The organism is Maribellus comscasis (assembly GCF_009762775.1).
Lineage (GTDB): Bacteria > Bacteroidota > Bacteroidia > Bacteroidales > Prolixibacteraceae > Draconibacterium > Draconibacterium comscasis.
In genome coordinates this window covers 5,409,096-5,425,578 of the sequence record NZ_CP046401.1, presented here as the reverse complement: position 1 = coordinate 5,425,578, position 16,483 = coordinate 5,409,096, and the positions used below count along the sequence as shown (strand labels likewise).

Here is a 16,483-nt window from a genome sequence, read left to right as displayed (position 1 = left end):
CTGCTCCTTTTTTATAACTTTTTCAACCAGGCCTCCGCATCTACCAAGTCTGAAAAAGATGCTGTTTTAACCGCATAATTAAATCCGGGTTGGATACAATAAGCGCCGTACTCCCCTTTTACATTCAACGCCAGAAAACCTACCTGGTGATTTTGGTAATCCGGAATTTTTCGTGCAATTCGTTTTACCGCTTCCTCGCAGGCCCGTGCCGGTGATTTTCCGCTACGCATCATTTCAACGACCAAAAATGTCCCCAATGTTTTCATCACCAATTCTCCTGTTCCAGTCGCTACTGCACCCCCTATCTCTCCATCAACAAAAAGACCGGCACCAATAATAGGTGAATCTCCCACCCTGCCCGGTAATTTGTAGCCCATTCCGCTGGTGGTGCAGGCTCCCGATAATCTTCCTTTATCATCGATAGCCAGCATACCAATGGTATCATGATTTTCTTCCAGCTGATTTTCAATATTGATTTTAGAACTGAACCCACGCTTTTCCTTTTTCCATTTTTTCCATTCTTTTTTTCTCCCGGGAGTGAGCAACTTCTCTTTTTCAAAACCATTTTCCAAAGCAAATTCCAATGCTCCTTTTCCGCTCAACATCACATGCGGAGTTTTTTCCATCACCAGTCGCGCTACAGAAACAGGGTGTTTGATATGTTGCAAATACGTCACACTTCCTGCCCGTCCTTTTTCGTCCATTATACAGGCGTCTAATGTAACTTTTCCTTTGGCATCAGGTATCCCGCCATATCCCACAGTAATCACCAGAGGATCTCCCTCCGGCACACGAACTCCCGCTTCAACCGAGTCAAGAGAATAACCTCCGTTCCCTAATGTCTCCCAGGCAGCTTCGTTTGCCGGCAGACCGTGATTCCATGTCGATACAACAACAGGTAATTTATTTTCTTTCTGAAAGTTATACTTTGCAGAGCTATACTTTGTAAGTGTTAAACCGGCAAAAGCCAGCGAGCTTTTTGTAATAAATGAACGTCGGGTAACCATTTTTCTATTTTTTAAATTAATCGTGTGAGAAATCCTGAAGCGTTTTTCTGTATTTTGAAAATACAACGGCCCTCGAAATAAATCCAAGATACTTCCCTTCGTCAATAACAGCGAGATTGTATCTCCCGGAAGTTTCAAATTTTTCAGCAGCCTTCTCCATATTATCTGTCGGAGAAATATAAAATTCAGGCATGTACATTAAATCTTTAACTTTTACCGAATCATATAAATCTGTTTCAAAAATCAAATTCTTAACATCGGCCAACTTTACCATTCCGTGCATCTTCCCTTCTGAATCCACAACCGGATATAAATTCCGATGTGAATGCGATATTGCCTTTACCAAATCCCGTAAAGTTGCATCAGGTGATAGTATTTCAAAATCGGTTTCAATAAGTTTGCGCAATTTCATCATCTTTAAAACTGCTTTATCCTTATGATGCGTTATTAATTCCCCTCGCTGAGCAAGGCGTTTGGTATAAACAGAATGAGGCTCAAAACGCATTATGGTTACATACGCAATTGTTGAGGTTACAATCAATGGGATAAAAAATCCATACCCCCCTGTGATCTCAGCAGTAAGAAAAACTCCGGTTAAAGGGGCGTGCATTACGGCCGCCATCATTCCAGCCATTCCAGCAAGAGCAAAGCTATTCTCAGGAAGACCGGCATCATAAATTAAATTGATGATACGCGCGAGAAAAAAACCAGCCACTGCTCCCATAAAAAGTGTTGGAGCAAAAATACCACCGATACCACCGGAAGCAGTAGTAGCCGACATGGCGACAACTTTAAACAAAAGTATTCCAGCCAAAACAAGGATGATCAAATAATCGTTATTTTTCCATCCGGAAAATATGGGACTGTCAAGAAGTTCAACTCCATTCCCGTTAAAAATTTTCAGGATACTTGAATAACCTTCTCCAAAAAGCGGAGGAAAGAGCAGAACCAATATTCCCAATACAAAACCGCCGACAAGTAACCTAAAAATCCAACTTTTTATGGAAGCAAACTTTTTTTCGAGAGACATCGTTGCCCTGGTAAAAAACAAACCAAGAAAGCCGGTAAAAATTCCGAGAATAATAAAAAACCAAATTGAATTGATATGAAAAGGCTGAATCTGGGTAAACCTGAGCAGCACACCTTCTCCCATAAAGAAGAAAGAAATTGTAGTAGCCGAAACTGCAGAAATTAATAAAGGAATAAGATAAGCCATTGTCATATCCAGCATCAAAACTTCAAGTGTAAATACGATTCCGGCGATTGGAGCATTAAAGATTCCGGCAATAGCACCTGCAGCTCCGCACCCAACCATTAGAGTTACATATTTATAATTCAGTTTAAAAATACGTGCAAGGTTTGAACCAATGGAAGCGCCGGTTAACACAATCGGCGCCTCAGAACCAACCGAACCACCAAACCCGATAGTCAGAGAACTGGCTACCATAGAAGAATAGGTGTTATGGGGTTTCAAACGGCTTGCTTTTTTTGAAATCGCATAAAGTATTTTTGATACTCCGTGCCCTAAATCATCTTTTATAAAAAAACGAACAAACAACACCGTAAAAAATATTCCTATCAAAGGATAAATCAGGTAGAGATAACTAAATCCCTCAACAGCAAACCACCCGGTTAGTTCTTCCTCAACAAAATGAATAAGATTTTTTAAAACCAAAGCCGCTACTCCGCTTAGCAAACCTATAATTAAACTCAAAAGATAAAGAAACCTACGTTCAGGAATATTTGCAATTCTCCACGCCACAATTTTGTTCAAAGTCTTCTTTGAACCCGTCAACCACCAATACTTAAATATGCGATACATCTTTAATCTGTTTGCGATAATTGGTAAAAACCCTGGCCCTGGATATAAATCCCAAATATTTACCATTTTCAATCACCGCCAGATTATATCTGCCGGAAGATTCAAATTTATTGGCAACCACATCCATACTATCATTGGGATCGATATGGTATTCAGGCATGTACATCAATTCACTTATTTTTACCTTGTCATATAATTCATGATTAAATATCATATCTCTGACATCATCCATTTTTAGCATCCCAACCATATTTCCTTCCTCGTCAACCACGGGGAATAAATTTCGGTGATTACGGGAAATTGCTTTAGTTAAGTCGCCCAGAGTAGCATCGGGAGTAAGTTTTTCAAAATCAGTTTCTATAAGCTTTCTGACTTTTAACATTTGCAGCACGTTTGCGTCTTTATCGTGGGTTAATAACTCTTTTCGTTGGGCCAACTGGATGTGATATACTGAATTTGGAGTAAAAGTCCGGACAATGATGTATGCAAAAGTAGCTGTAATCATAAGCGGGACAAACAGTTTATAACCACCGGAAATATCACCAATTAAAAAAATGCCGGTTAAAGGCGCGTGCAGCACCCCGGCAATTAGTCCTGCCATACCAATCAGCGCAAAATTGTTTGAATTTATTTGCCGAATACCTGAAAGGTTGATCAATTGCGCAAATAACATTCCTGTATTTACTCCCATAAACAGTGTTGGAGCAAAAATACCTCCTACTCCTCCCGCTCCAAAGGTTAACGAAGTAGCCACAATCTTCAATAAAACAACTATTGTTAACAGCACAAGTGCCGCCCATAATTCTTCACTTAAGCCGTAAAACAAGCTGTTATTAAACAAATATTCCAAGTCTCCCGCCAAACAAGAGTTTATGGCCTCGTAACCTTCTCCGAAAAGAGAAGGAAACAAAAATATCAGCAGTCCCAGACCAGCTCCTCCAAGTAGTAAACGAAACCATTTGTTTTCCATCTTATCAAAAATCTTCCCAAAAAAGGTGTACATTTTAATAAAGTAAACAGAAACAAATCCTGCTATAATTCCTAAAACGATATAGTATGGCAGGTCGGCAAGTTCAAAGGCGACATTTACTTCAAAAGGATAAAGTACATTCTGTCCCAGGAAAAAGTAAGAAGTAACCACCGCAGTAGCCGATGAAAGCAACAAAGGAACAAGGGAAAAAACAGTTAAGTCGATCATAATAACTTCTACAGCAAATACAATTGCAGCAATAGGCGCTTTAAAAATGGCTGCCATAGCTCCTGCGCAGGCACATGCCAGCATCAGAATTGTGTTTTTGTAGTTTAGTCTGAAAGCTCGGGATAACCATGATCCCCAGGCAGCTCCGGTAGCAACAGTAGGCCCTTCCAACCCAACAGAACCTCCAAAGCCAACTGTTAAAGAACTGGCAACAACCGATGAAAATAAATTGTGATTACTTATTCTCCCGTTCTTTTTTGAGATACCATAAAGAACAGTTGGAATACCATGGCGAACTTCCCTTCGAATTACAAACCGCACAATTATAACGGTTATAAAAATACCAACAATGGGAAGTGCAAAGTAGATATAATTATGTACTTCACTGGCAATAAGCTTATTTACAGCTTCCTGAGTAAGTCTGACCATGTTCTTGATAACAACTGCAGCGAATCCTGCCAGCAAACCAACCAAAATACTCAACGCGGTTATAAATCCACGTTCACTCATATTTCTTAGCCGCCACTTATGAAATCGAACTATTATGTTCATTTTTTTACCCATTCCTGTGCAAAATTAACAAAACCTCAGCTTAACTAAGGAATTTTCACAACTTAAGCTGTTAATTTTTTGTTATCCTAAAACAAATGCTTTAAAATGTGAAAATATATTTCTTTCAAAAGAATGAATACCGGTACAATCAAAAAGAATCAAAAAATAAAGATTACAGGAGCGGGCGGATATTTAGGCAATTTAATTTCGGAAGAATTTGTTAAGGCAGGATATAAAGTTTCCGGAATAAACCGTAACCTTTTATATGGCGATAGCGACCTGTTAAAAAACGAACTAAAAGGAGCAGATGCGATAATTAACCTTGCCGGCGCTCCAATTCTTCAGCGGTGGACAAATAAAAACAAAGGTACCATTTATACCAGCCGGATAACTACAACGCAAAAGCTGGTAAAAGCTATTCATTTGCTGCTGCCCCACCAACGCCCAAAAAAAGTAATTTCAGCTTCTGCAATCGGAATCTATAAAACAGGTGAATACCACGATGAAAACAGTAATCGATTTGATTCAGGATTTGTTGGTAAAGTGGTACTTGATTGGGAAAATGCACTTGAAGAGCTACCTGAAAATATTCAAAAAAACGTTTTCAGAATTGGATTAGTTTTAGGGAAAAAAGCAAAAACAATTCAATACTTACTACTTCCATTTAAATTGGGCCTTGGAGCAACGATTGGAAATGGGAAACAAGCGTTTCCATTTATCCATGAAAAGGATGTCGCGAAAGCATTTTTGTGGGCTGCGGAAAAATATCAAACTACAGCAACCTTCAATCTGACAGCACCAAAAGAAATAACAAACAAAGAATTTACCAAAGCATTCGCAAAGAGCTTAAACCGACCTGCTTTCTTGTTTATTCCGGGACTTATTTTCAGATTATTGTATGGAGATGCGGCAAAATTAATTACTGAATCCCCTGCCGTTTCATCAAAAAAGCTATTGGAATCAGGATTTCATTTTAAATACCCCGACATCGATTCGGCTTTAAAACAGATAACTTCCTAGTTATAATTCTTTTTAGTAAAATCATCAATTATTTTACTAAAAGCATAAAAAAGTGTGTCGCTTTTTTGCTGTTCGCTTGATATTTCCTGCTTTTCAGGTACAACAATATTTTTTTCTTTCGGTGATTCAATATCGGCTTTTACATACCCCCAAAAAACCATAAAACTTAAACTGAAGAGATAAAAAACACCTTTTCCTATTTTCCATAATCTCTTTTCTCTGGAAATCATATTTTGAAGTTTATGCATTTGAGTCTTCATTTCAATCATTCTTTACGTCCTGATGTTTATAACGTGATTTTGGTTGCGTTAGTTTGAAGATATCATAAAAATTCGGTAAGTTTTATTTAATTTTTGAAAAAACTATGATTATTAAGACAAAATTAAAAGAAGAGCAAGAAAACAACATAATTTTGAAAATACAAAAAAAAAATTAAAAGAAATTTGAAAAACGAGGCTTAAATACAGAATCACTAAATTCTCATAAAAAACTATTAATCAAACAAATACTAATACTCGACGCATTATGTTTTTTACAATTTCCGGAACAACAAAGATACCTCCCATTCAACATCTCTGAAACATAAATTACATTTTAGCTCATGACAAATCCATACACAAGCCTGATACAGAGACTTCAATAATTGAATTTTGCCATATGCCAGAAAGAAAATCCAATGCTCGCCCCATTAGTGAATAAACGGAAGACAAAACCACTCTTTTCCATCTTCCGTAAAAAAAGATCTTAAAATGTATTGAATTATATTGTTTTTAAGATTAAGTTAATAAATCTCATTTTTTTTCTATTTTTGGCCGGAATCCTGTTCACAGGATTTCCAAAAGACAAGCAAATCAAGGAAGCTTTCCCAATTGAACTACTAGAATAATGGAAAAGAATTATGAAGAGCTGTTTATTTTTAACCGCATGGCCCAGGGGGATAAAGACGCTTTTCGTTTCTTCTTTGAAAAATACTATGCTGAGCTTTGTACCATGATAAATTTCTATATTCAAAACCCTGAAATATCAGAAGAAATTGCGCAGGACATTTATGTTCATTTCTGGGAAAAAAGAAAAAATATCGAAATCAGCACATCGGTAAAATCATACCTATTAAAGGCAAGTAAAAACAAAGGGCTTAATTATTTGCGCAATGAAAGAACCAAGTTAAATATCCACGAAAAGCTGGGAAAGGTTGCCGAAAATAATTTTGACGAAATATCAGAAGACAGTATCGATGCCGGTTGGCTTCAGGATGTAATAACAAGGTCAATCGATAGTTTACCTCCAAAATGCCGCGAAATATTTATTATGGCCAAAGAAAAAGAACTTTCATACAAAGAAATTGCGGAACAGCTGGGTATTTCGGTCAAAACTGTTGAAAACCAGATGGGAAAGGCACTAAAAAACCTTCGGGAAATACTTCGCCCTTACTACAACGAGATATTTGTTTTTTTCTTTGTTTTGCTATTCAACCTTTCTAAAGTATAAATCCGTTTTTTCAAAAATTTGTCAATAAAAAACCATTTCCACATAGGGGTAACGACAAAGTCGCGTGCCTTATTAGTAACAAGTAAAAAGTATGGAGCAAAATACGCCTTGGCATATCATCGATAAATATTTCAAAAATCAGACAACACCGGAGGAAATAGCTGAATTAAACTCCTGGATAAAAGAAGATAAAGCAAACGAAAAGCTGATGTCCGAGGCATTTAATGTTTATACCGTTACGAATCCTATACAACAGCCGTTAAGACCGGACATGGGAAAAGCCTGGCAAAAAATTAACCAGAAAATTTCGCCCCCAAATAAACCGGTAATACAACTCTTTACAAAAATAAAATATGTCGCTGCAATTGCTATTTTGCTCGTTGCTTTCTCCGTTTTTTGGTTTATACTCAATCTGGGAAAGGATCAGTTATTGCAACAATATACAGAAATAGTTACACCTCTGGGTCAAAAGTCAATGATCGTTTTACCCGATAGTTCATTCGTTTGGTTGAATTCCGGTTCATCCTTGAAGTATAAAGGAAATTTTAATTTAAACGAGCGCGAAGTAATATTAAACGGAGAAGCGTATTTTGAAGTACATAAAAACAAGTCAAAAAAATTCAGGGTTAAAACCGGAATTCTTAATGTAGTGGTCTACGGCACAGCATTTAACATAAAAAACAACCCCGACGATAGTTTTCAGGAAATTACGGTTTCGGAGGGAAAAGTGGGTATATCTGATAAAACAGGTGAATTAAAGCAGCTAATAAAGGGCGACCAGGCCACCCTCAACAAAAAATCAAATAAAATTGAGTTTACCCATAACTCCCCGGAAGTGGTATGTGCGTGGAAAAACAACGAACTGATTTTTGACAACACGCCGTTGGAAGAAGCGATAAAATACTTAGAACGCTGGTATGGCGTAAATATCGCTATCGACAAAAAAATGAAAGGAAAACACAATTATACTTTCAGAATAAAAACTGAATCATTACGCGAAATGCTTGAAATGATGAAGATAATGACTCCTCTTGAATATGAAATTAATGGGAAAGATGTAAAAATATTTTATATGAACTAAAAACCTTTTTGCCTATGTTTTAGCTTAACAGACCAAAAAACAGACTTGCCCAAAAGCAAGCCTGTATTTCTAAAAATTATTTAATCACAGTATCCTGATAAAGAAACAAATTGCCGCTTGTACCTGCTCAGCGATACTGCAAAAACCTAAAACAAAACTATGAAAAAAAATTATGAAAAGAAGAGGACGAACAGAATTCCCTCTTCAGTTTTAAAACTCGTACTAACTATGAAACTAACGCTGATACTTATCTGCGGTTTTGGACTTTTCAGCAGTTTAGCAGAAAACACCTATGCACAGGCAACAAAACTTAGCCTGAACCTGAAAGACGCAAGCATTAAAGATGTACTATTGTATATTGAAGATCATTCCGAATTTTCGTTTATGTACGATAACAACGAAGTGGATGTCAACCGGAAAGTAAACATCAAAGTAAAAGATGAAACTATCGGCTCAATTATTAATCAGCTTTTTACCAATGAGCCTATCACAACGCAAACTGTTGGCAAACATATTATAATTATTCCTCAGAATCGTCCTGCTGAAAAATTTGCTAATCAACAGCAGCAACAAAAAACGGTGTCAGGAAAAATAACTGACTCTTCCGGAGTTCCTCTTCCTGGAGTAACAGTTGTTGTTAAAGGAACAACAAATGGTACTGTCTCCGATGCCGGTGGTAATTATTCGTTATCAAATATCTCCGATGATGCAATTTTGCAGTTTTCTTTTGTGGGGATGAGGAGCAAGGAAATGGCAGTTTCGGGAAAATCCTCTATAGATATTATTATGGAAGAAGATGCTATCGGAATTGAAGAAGTTGTTGCGATTGGATATGGAACGATGAAAAAGAGCGATCTGACAGGAGCTGTTGCTTCTGTATCAGAGGAAGTACTACAATCTCGCCCTGTTTCTTCTTTCGAAGATGCCATAAAAGGACGTACAAGCGGGGTACAAATCAGGCAAACAGGAGGTGACCTGGCAGGAGATTTTACCATATCAATTCGCGGCATAGGTTCGGTTACCGGGAGTAACAACCCGTTGATTGTAGTTGATGGAGTTCCTTTATTTAGTTCCAGTTTTTCTACGATTAACCCTAAAGATATTCAATCGATCGACATTTTAAAAGATGCGTCTGCAACCGCAATTTACGGGGCCAGAGCTGCCAACGGCGTTCTTATCATTACAACAAAGAAAGGGCAAAAAGGAAAAACTCGTTTAACGTTTGATGCTGACTTCGGGATTGAGGAAATTACAAAAAACTATGATGTTATGAATACCGAACAACAACGCCAGTTATTTTTAGCAGCTTTTACAAATTCCAGCCGTTCAACAGATGTTTACGACGATCCGGATAATGAAATCTGGCAAATTGATACCGATTGGCAGAAACTGGGAACGAGAACAGCTTTCAGGCAAAACTACAATTTAGGTTTTAGTGGCGGAACCGAAAAAACAGATTATTCAGGGTCCTTATCTTATCTAGACAGAGAAGGGACTTTACTTAATACCGATCTTCAGTCATGGTCCTTACGTATTAACGTCAACAGCGAAATTAATGATTGGTTAAAATTATCAACAAATCTTACAGGCAGCCATCAAAAACAAAATGTGGCACAAAACGATAGCTGGGGGTCGAATGGTTTTAGAAGTTTTGTTTACCAGCATTCATATACAGAAGCCTACGATGAAAATGGTGAATTAACTGCGGTCAATTCAACCGCTGCTCCGTATTTTGGTGCAAACGAAAATCCCTTAATTAATTTACTTCTGCCAACCAGGGAAAGGGATTTGTCCAGAATCTTAGGAAATGCAAAATTAGACATTACGTTAAAGAAAGGGCTTATCCTTTCAGGTAATTTTGGCAGTGATATCTTATCGGGATACAATTACACCTATCTTCCTGTTTATTCCATTGGAAGATATAGTCGAACAGAAGGCAGTGTTACGGTTGGCTCTTATCAGCAAATTAATTGGGTAGGTGATTTGACTTTAGATTATCAGACAAAAATCGACAACCATGAAATCAAAGCCCTTGCCGGATTCTCCGCCCAGCAATATATCGCCAAATCCAGCAGTACAACAGGTACCGGCACGATTGACAACAGTCTGAATCAGCTTTCGAACCAGACAGATTTTAGTGCAAGCAGTTCTGATGTAACGGCAGGGCTTCTGTCGACATTCGTACGCCTGAATTACAATTTTGCAAATAAATATTTAGTTACCGGTACCGTCAGGCGGGACGGTTCCTCAAAATTCGGCTCAGACAACCGCTATGGTATTTTCCCTTCAGCATCCTTTGCGTGGAGAATTTCAGAAGAAAGCTTTTTTCAGTCAAACAAACTTATTGATGACCTAAAACTTCGTACAAGCTACGGGCTTACCGGAAATCAAAACATTGGAGATTTTGCTTTCATAAGTAAGTCAGAATCTGCTAATTATATTTTCGGGAACGATACTTCTGTAGGTAATGCTGCTTCCAACATAGGAACATCGGATTTAAAATGGGAAGCAACTGTACAATTCGATGCGGGGATAGATATCTCATTATTTAATGGAAGAATCTACAGTTCATTGGATTATTATAATAAAAAATCAAAAGATCTTCTGGTTTCAGTGCCTCTTCCCATGACGTCAGGAGTAAGTGAGGATCTTACGGTAAACCTGGGCTCATTAAAAAATTCAGGTTTTGAATTTTCTATAAATACAAAGAACATTGCGCAACGACAATTCTCATGGACAACAAATTTCAATATTTCCTATAATAAAAACAAAGTACTCGATATCGGAACGAATTCTTTAGGAGAACCATTGGAGATACAAGGTACAAGTATTTCACTATCCAGCCAATCACCTAACCTGACAAGAGCAGGCCATGTTGTCGGAGGATTTTATATGTACCAATATATCGGCAACTGGCAATTAGGAGAAGAGGAAGAAGCTGCTGCCTGGTATAGTGGGGCAGTTCCCGGCGATCCCAAATATGCCGATTTAAACAATAACGGAGAATTGGACGAAGAGGATAAGGCTTTTGTTGGCAGCCCACATCCCAAATTCTTTGGAGGAATAGATAACACATTTTCCCACAAACAGTTCTCTTTGTCGTTTCTGATTGAATTTGCGGGGGGGTACAAATTGTACAATACAGCCCGGAACTTATTTTCAAGAGGCGTTCCCTTTGTACAGAATTTTGCAGAAGTAGCTGATTTCTGGACAGAAGACAACCCCACGAATAAAAATCCAAGACCATCGCAAGGAGGAACAACGACAACCCTGGCAACCATGGTATCAACACGTTATTTGGAAGATGCTGCTTATTTAAAATTAAAAAATGTAAGGCTCTCCTATGATTTGCCTCCTCGTTTGTTAAATCAAAAAATATTTAGCTCGGCGAGGGTAACATTAACAGGAACCAACATAATTACTCTCACGAATTATTTAGGACTTGATCCTGAAGCCTCAAGCCAGTCCAGCCTGCTATCTGCCGGAATGGATTTTACGCCTTATCCTCCCACAAGATTGGTATCATTAGCTGTTCAATTAACATTTTAAATACATAAAAAATGAAGAATTTAAAATATATAATCCTGAGTTTAGGACTCATTTTAACTATCGGCTGTGAGGATATTCTCGAACCATCATTGAACGGACAAGCAGCCCTGGAAGATTTAATTTCTACCGAAGATGGAATTATCACAACGATTACAGGAGCTTATGAACCACTAATGAGTATTTATGACTCTAATCTGGATTTTGTAGTAACAATGGCAAGCGATGACGGCTGGACATGGCGAAAAGAAACAGAAGCAGATTTGTATATACTTGATGCAGATGCCAGTTATATCGAAAGTATTTGGTCGCAAAGCTATACAGGCATTACCCGTGCAAATACCGTTCTTAGTAACATCGAAAGGGTAGAAGATTTTTCAAGCACTACAATGGAAAATGCGATAAAAGGACAGGCAAAATTTCTGAGGGCTTTGTATTATTTTAACCTGGCAAGGCTGATGGGAGGAGTTCCGTTGATTGTGGAAGAAATTGAAACCCGGGAAGATGCAGAACAGCCCAGGGCATCAATTTCAGATGTATATACACAGATAAAAACAGACCTGAATGATGCTATCGATTTGCTACCAACAGTTTATACAGGCGAAACCGGAATGGAGGTAGGACGGGCAACCTCTTATGCAGCCAGCGCATTAAAAGCAATTGTCCACCTGGAACTGGAAGAATATGATGAAGCGAACGAATTAACGGCTGAATTATTGGATAAAGGAAATTTATTATCTGATTATGCCGCCAATTTTAACGGCACACAAGAGAATGGAGATCAGGTATTTTTTGAAACACAATTTGGAGGATCAATAAGTTCAACCACCACAAGTAAAAGCGATAATTACGCACCTTCTGACTATAATGGCTTAGCTTCGCCTTTACCAACCGATGATAATTTTAATGGAGAAGGAGGAGGACTATCTTCAGGTGATGGTTTTGTCCAGCTTTTCGAATCAGGGGATTTAAGGAAAGATGTCATCATTAAAACTTATGGGTTGGCTAATTTCATCGATGCTTCCCAGCCGGATGGGAGCCTCTATTTTGTTAATAAATATTATAATACAAGTGACTCTGAAGGAAAAAGCACATGGAATTTTCCGTTGATTCGCTATGCAGAGATACTATTAGTACGGGCAGAAATATTAAATGAGTTGGGTTATGAAGCCGACGGGGAGGCTTTTGATTTGTTAAATATGACACGAACCAATGCAGGGCTAACTGCTCTCTCATCTATTGATTTACCTGATCAGGCAACTTTCCGGACTGCTTTGAGAAAAGAAAAAAGGATAGAACTGGCTTTCGAAGCAAAAAGGTACTTTGATTTGAACCGCTGGGGAATCCTTCAGGAAACAATCCAAAACCAAATGGACTATTTAAATCTTACATTTCCGGGTGAAAAACTAATTACCCATCCTTTAACCGGAAAAGATTATTTTTTGTTTCCTATCCCAAGTTCTGAATTTGTAAATAATGCGAGTTTAGGGGAACAAAATTCGGGGTATTAATTCAGTGTTAAGGTAAAATCAGAAACAGGAGTTATATCTTGTTTCTGATTTTAAGGTTATAATTTAAATTATTGCTCTTGTATGAAAAAGTATTTTTTGATAAAACTACTCATTTTCTCTTCTTTCCTAAATGGATTTGCCCGGTGGAATAGCCCCGCTCTTCCACATCAAAATACTCAAAAAAAGCCCAATTTTATTATTATTTTAGCTGATGACCTCGGATATGGGGACATTGGTTGCTACGGGAACAAACGTATTCTGACACCAACTCTTGACCAGATGGCAAAAGAAGGGATACGCTTCACTGACTTTCATTCAAACGGAGCAGTTTGCAGCCCCACCCGTGCAGCGCTAATGACAGGTAAATACCAGCAACGCACAGGCATTAACGGAGTTATTACCGCCAAAGGACACCGCGATTCGGGCTTGGCTTTAAACGAAAATACAATTGCAGAAGTACTAAGAGAAGCTGGCTATTCAACAGGCATCTTCGGGAAATGGCACTTAGGTTATCCCGAAAAATTTAATCCGGTACACCAGGGCTTTGATGAATTTTCAGGTTATATCAGCGGAAATATTGATTATCATTCGCATGTCGATCAGGAAGGATACGCCGATTGGTGGAAAGCAGGTACATTGACCCCCGAAGAAGGGTATTCGACCGACCTTATAACCCAAAACGCCAATAACTTTATTTCAAGGCACCAGTCTGAACCTTTTTTCCTGTACATTGCCCATGAGGCACCTCACTATCCATACCAGGACAGAAACTCCAGGGCAGATCGATCTCCGGGCGGAAAGAATGGAATAGATTTTCGACCTCATGGGTCAGAAAAAAATCCATCAGCCATATATAAAACAATGATCGAAATCATGGACGAAGATATTGGCAGTGTTTTAAATACATTAAAAAATTATGGGTTATATGAAAATACAGTAGTTATTTTTTTCTCAGATAACGGAGCTCCTCAAATTGGGAACAACGGTAAATTAAGGGGTTTCAAAGGTTCGGTGTGGGAAGGTGGTCATCGCGTACCGGCTATAATACAATGGCCCGGACATATACCTGAAGGAGTTTTAAGCAATGAAACAGTTCTGTCAATGGATCTTTTTCCCACAATCTTAAAACTGGCGGGGATCAATTATTCAAAAGCAATTGATGGAGTCAGCATCGATGCTCATCTCGTACACGATGAACCACTTCATTCCCGGATGGTATTCTGGCAACATGCACAAGAGTATGCCGTGAGAGATGGAATATGGAAACTTGTCATTCCCGGGAAAGAGAAAAAACCTGAGCTATATAATCTGGAACTTGATATAGAAGAAAAAAACAATATAGCAGGGAATTATCCTGAAATTGTAAAAAAATTATCCCTGAAACTTGAACAATGGATAATTGAAGTCAATAAGGACGTAAAAAAAATTTCATAAACTATTAAACCAATGATAATCAAAAATCTATTGTGGTCGTTGACAATAATTTCGATGACTGCCTGCGTTACACCAACCCCATCAACCACAGAAAACAGTAAGCCCAACATTGTTTTTATTCTTGCTGACGATTTGGGCTACGGTGATGTTTCAAGCTTTAATGAAAATTCAAAAATCCAGACTCCTAATATCGATCAACTTGCACAACAGGGAGTTAGATTTACTGATGCACACACAAGTTCGGCCGTATGCACGCCAACCCGTTATGGCATTCTGACCGGCCGTTACAACTGGCGTTCAACTCTGAAAAAAGGTGTACTAAATGGATACAGCGAGGCGTTGATTCCCCGTGAACGCGAGACCGTCGCCTCCTTTCTGCAAAAAAACGGATATCAAACCGGATGTATCGGAAAATGGCATTTGGGCTGGACATGGAACTCTATAGAAAAAGGGAATAACAGTGTCGATTTCTCGAAAAAAATAACCGGAGGACCAACGACGTTAGGTTTCGACTATTTTTATGGCTTTTGTGGTTCGCTTGATATGCCTCCCTATGTGTGGGTTGAAAACGACGCACCGACCATGGTTCCTACAAAAACAACAGTCAGGGAAAAAGGACAGGATTTTTGGAGAGAGGGGCTTACTTCTGACGATTTTGACCACGAGCTGGTTTTGAATAATATTGCAGATAAGGCAAAGACCTTTATTCATACCCGTGCAAATAAAGAAAAGCCGTTTTTCCTTTATTTACCTTTATCTGCCCCGCACACTCCTATTTTGCCAACTCCCGGTTTTCAAGGAAAAAGCGGATTGGAAAATCCTTATGCGGATTTTGTTTTGATGGTCGACCACATAGTAGGTGAGATCAGCCAGCAACTTGAAGAAGAACAAATTACAAACAATACAATTCTCTTCTTCACCAGTGATAACGGATGTTCTCCGATGGCCAATTTCGAACAACTAGCTACTAAAGGCCATAATCCCAGCTATGTGTTCAGAGGTACCAAAGCCGATATTTTTGAAGGAGGGCACAGGGTGCCTTATATTGTTCAGTTTCCCAACAAAATAAAACCTGCTATAAGCAACCAGATGGTTTGTACAACCGACCTGTTTGCCACTGTTGCTGATTTGCTGGGAATCGCATACGGCGACAATGTAGCGGAAGACAGTTTCAGCTTGTTGCCAGCATTGAAAATAGAGTCGGGCAAACCGGTTCGTGAAGCAATCGTCCATCATTCCATCAACGGCATGTTTGCCATCCGAAAAGGAGAATGGAAACTGGCGCTCTGTCCCGGATCCGGAGGGTGGAGCTATCCGCGTCCCGGAAAAGACGATGAAGTCTTAAAACAACTCCCACAGGTTCAGTTATATAACCTAAAAAATGATATTGAAGAACAAAGCAACCTTCAGGCAGAACATCCTGAAATTGTAAAAGAATACAGAGACCTTCTGTCAGACTATATTGAAAAAGGGCGGAGCACAGCAGGCAGCCCACAAACCAACGACGGCCCCGGAAAATGGCCTCAACTGAACTGGCTGGACGAATAAAATAATTGTCTTTTACTGTTAATTCACCCCCAAATACCTATTTGTAAAGGTTACGTGCGTTGACAGAGTTACTATTAACGTCAAAAGAACAGATTTCATTTCATTCTCCCCTCTTTTACCGTGATGCCTGCCTGCTTCGAGAGTTTCACAGCCAATACGTTCAATTTTAATACCATTTTATATTCCCAAGGGCTTATGTGTAAAAATGCAAATAAATAAGACACACCTCATTGGTCCTCTATTGCACTCAACACATTTTTAGAAAGAACGATATAA

General features: G+C 38.6%; 11 protein-coding genes. 7 read left to right on the top strand and 4 right to left on the bottom strand.

Annotation, left to right across the window (positions count from 1 at the left end):
- Positions 1-11 precede the first annotated feature (11 nt).
- Genes GM418_RS21945 through GM418_RS21935 form a run of 3 tightly spaced genes read right to left on the bottom strand, consistent with a single transcriptional unit; the run spans position 12 to position 4,579 of the window.
- Positions 12-1,007: a glycosylasparaginase gene (locus tag GM418_RS21945; RefSeq protein WP_158869357.1), complete on the bottom strand. Its 996-nt coding sequence runs from the start codon at positions 1,005-1,007 to the stop codon at positions 12-14.
- A 16-nt stretch (positions 1,008-1,023) separates the two neighbouring features.
- Positions 1,024-2,829, bottom strand: coding sequence for a chloride channel protein (locus GM418_RS21940; protein ID WP_246222760.1), 1,806 nt, complete (start codon positions 2,827-2,829; stop codon positions 1,024-1,026).
- Positions 2,813-4,579 carry a chloride channel protein gene (locus tag GM418_RS21935; RefSeq protein ID WP_246222759.1) on the bottom strand — a complete coding sequence of 589 codons (1,767 nt, stop codon included), beginning with the start codon at positions 4,577-4,579 and terminating at the stop codon, positions 2,813-2,815. Before GM418_RS21935 ends, GM418_RS21940 begins: the two co-directional genes overlap by 17 nt.
- 132 nt (positions 4,580-4,711) lie before the next feature.
- On the opposite strand from GM418_RS21935, the gene GM418_RS21930 reads away from it, so the two are divergent.
- The gene (locus tag GM418_RS21930; RefSeq protein WP_158869355.1) at positions 4,712-5,599 is read left to right on the top strand and encodes a TIGR01777 family oxidoreductase; all 888 of its coding nucleotides are present in this window, start codon (positions 4,712-4,714) and stop codon (positions 5,597-5,599) included.
- Here GM418_RS21930 and GM418_RS21925 read toward each other — a convergent pair.
- A complete protein-coding gene (locus GM418_RS21925; protein ID WP_158869354.1) occupies positions 5,596-5,847 on the bottom strand; it encodes a hypothetical protein in 252 nt (83 codons plus the stop codon). The two genes, GM418_RS21930 and GM418_RS21925, sit on opposite strands and share 4 nt — an antisense overlap.
- Before the next feature lie 637 nt (positions 5,848-6,484).
- On the opposite strand from GM418_RS21925, the gene GM418_RS21920 reads away from it, so the two are divergent.
- The 6 genes from GM418_RS21920 (at position 6,485) to GM418_RS21895 (ending at position 16,207) form a co-directional block, all read left to right on the top strand.
- Entirely contained in the window at positions 6,485-7,087 is a 603-nt protein-coding gene (locus tag GM418_RS21920; protein ID WP_158869353.1) for an RNA polymerase sigma-70 factor, read from the top strand.
- 91 nt (positions 7,088-7,178) lie between these two features.
- Positions 7,179-8,168, top strand: coding sequence for a FecR family protein (locus GM418_RS21915; protein WP_158869352.1), 990 nt, complete (start codon positions 7,179-7,181; stop codon positions 8,166-8,168).
- Positions 8,169-8,327: 159 nt separating this feature from the next.
- The gene (locus GM418_RS21910; RefSeq protein ID WP_158869351.1) at positions 8,328-11,717 is read left to right on the top strand and encodes a TonB-dependent receptor; all 3,390 of its coding nucleotides are present in this window, start codon (positions 8,328-8,330) and stop codon (positions 11,715-11,717) included.
- An 11-nt stretch (positions 11,718-11,728) separates the two neighbouring features.
- Positions 11,729-13,225 (top strand): RagB/SusD family nutrient uptake outer membrane protein, encoded by a 1,497-nt coding sequence (locus GM418_RS21905; protein ID WP_158869350.1) that lies wholly within the window; start codon positions 11,729-11,731, stop codon positions 13,223-13,225.
- Between the two features lie 81 nt (positions 13,226-13,306).
- Positions 13,307-14,659: a sulfatase-like hydrolase/transferase gene (locus tag GM418_RS21900; RefSeq protein WP_158869349.1), complete on the top strand. Its 1,353-nt coding sequence runs from the start codon at positions 13,307-13,309 to the stop codon at positions 14,657-14,659.
- Between the two features lie 12 nt (positions 14,660-14,671).
- Complete coding sequence (locus GM418_RS21895) at positions 14,672-16,207, top strand: sulfatase family protein (RefSeq protein WP_158869348.1); 1,536 nt, start codon at positions 14,672-14,674, stop codon at positions 16,205-16,207.
- Positions 16,208-16,483: the final 276 nt, after the last annotated feature.

Excerpts from the sequence above, each read along its gene's own strand:
- GM418_RS21945 (WP_158869357.1), bottom strand. The coding sequence starts at position 1,007 with ATGGTTACCCGACGTTCATTTATTACAAAAAGCTCGCTGGCTTTTGCC.
- GM418_RS21940 (WP_246222760.1), bottom strand. The coding sequence starts at position 2,829 with ATGTATCGCATATTTAAGTATTGGTGGTTGACGGGTTCAAAGAAGACT.
- GM418_RS21935 (WP_246222759.1), bottom strand. The coding sequence starts at position 4,579 with ATGAACATAATAGTTCGATTTCATAAGTGGCGGCTAAGAAATATGAGT.
- GM418_RS21930 (WP_158869355.1), top strand. The coding sequence starts at position 4,712 with ATGAATACCGGTACAATCAAAAAGAATCAAAAAATAAAGATTACAGGA.
- GM418_RS21925 (WP_158869354.1), bottom strand. The coding sequence starts at position 5,847 with ATGCATAAACTTCAAAATATGATTTCCAGAGAAAAGAGATTATGGAAA.
- GM418_RS21920 (WP_158869353.1), top strand. The coding sequence starts at position 6,485 with ATGGAAAAGAATTATGAAGAGCTGTTTATTTTTAACCGCATGGCCCAG.
- GM418_RS21915 (WP_158869352.1), top strand. The coding sequence starts at position 7,179 with ATGGAGCAAAATACGCCTTGGCATATCATCGATAAATATTTCAAAAAT.
- GM418_RS21910 (WP_158869351.1), top strand. The coding sequence starts at position 8,328 with ATGAAAAAAAATTATGAAAAGAAGAGGACGAACAGAATTCCCTCTTCA.
- GM418_RS21905 (WP_158869350.1), top strand. The coding sequence starts at position 11,729 with ATGAAGAATTTAAAATATATAATCCTGAGTTTAGGACTCATTTTAACT.
- GM418_RS21900 (WP_158869349.1), top strand. The coding sequence starts at position 13,307 with ATGAAAAAGTATTTTTTGATAAAACTACTCATTTTCTCTTCTTTCCTA.
- GM418_RS21895 (WP_158869348.1), top strand. The coding sequence starts at position 14,672 with ATGATAATCAAAAATCTATTGTGGTCGTTGACAATAATTTCGATGACT.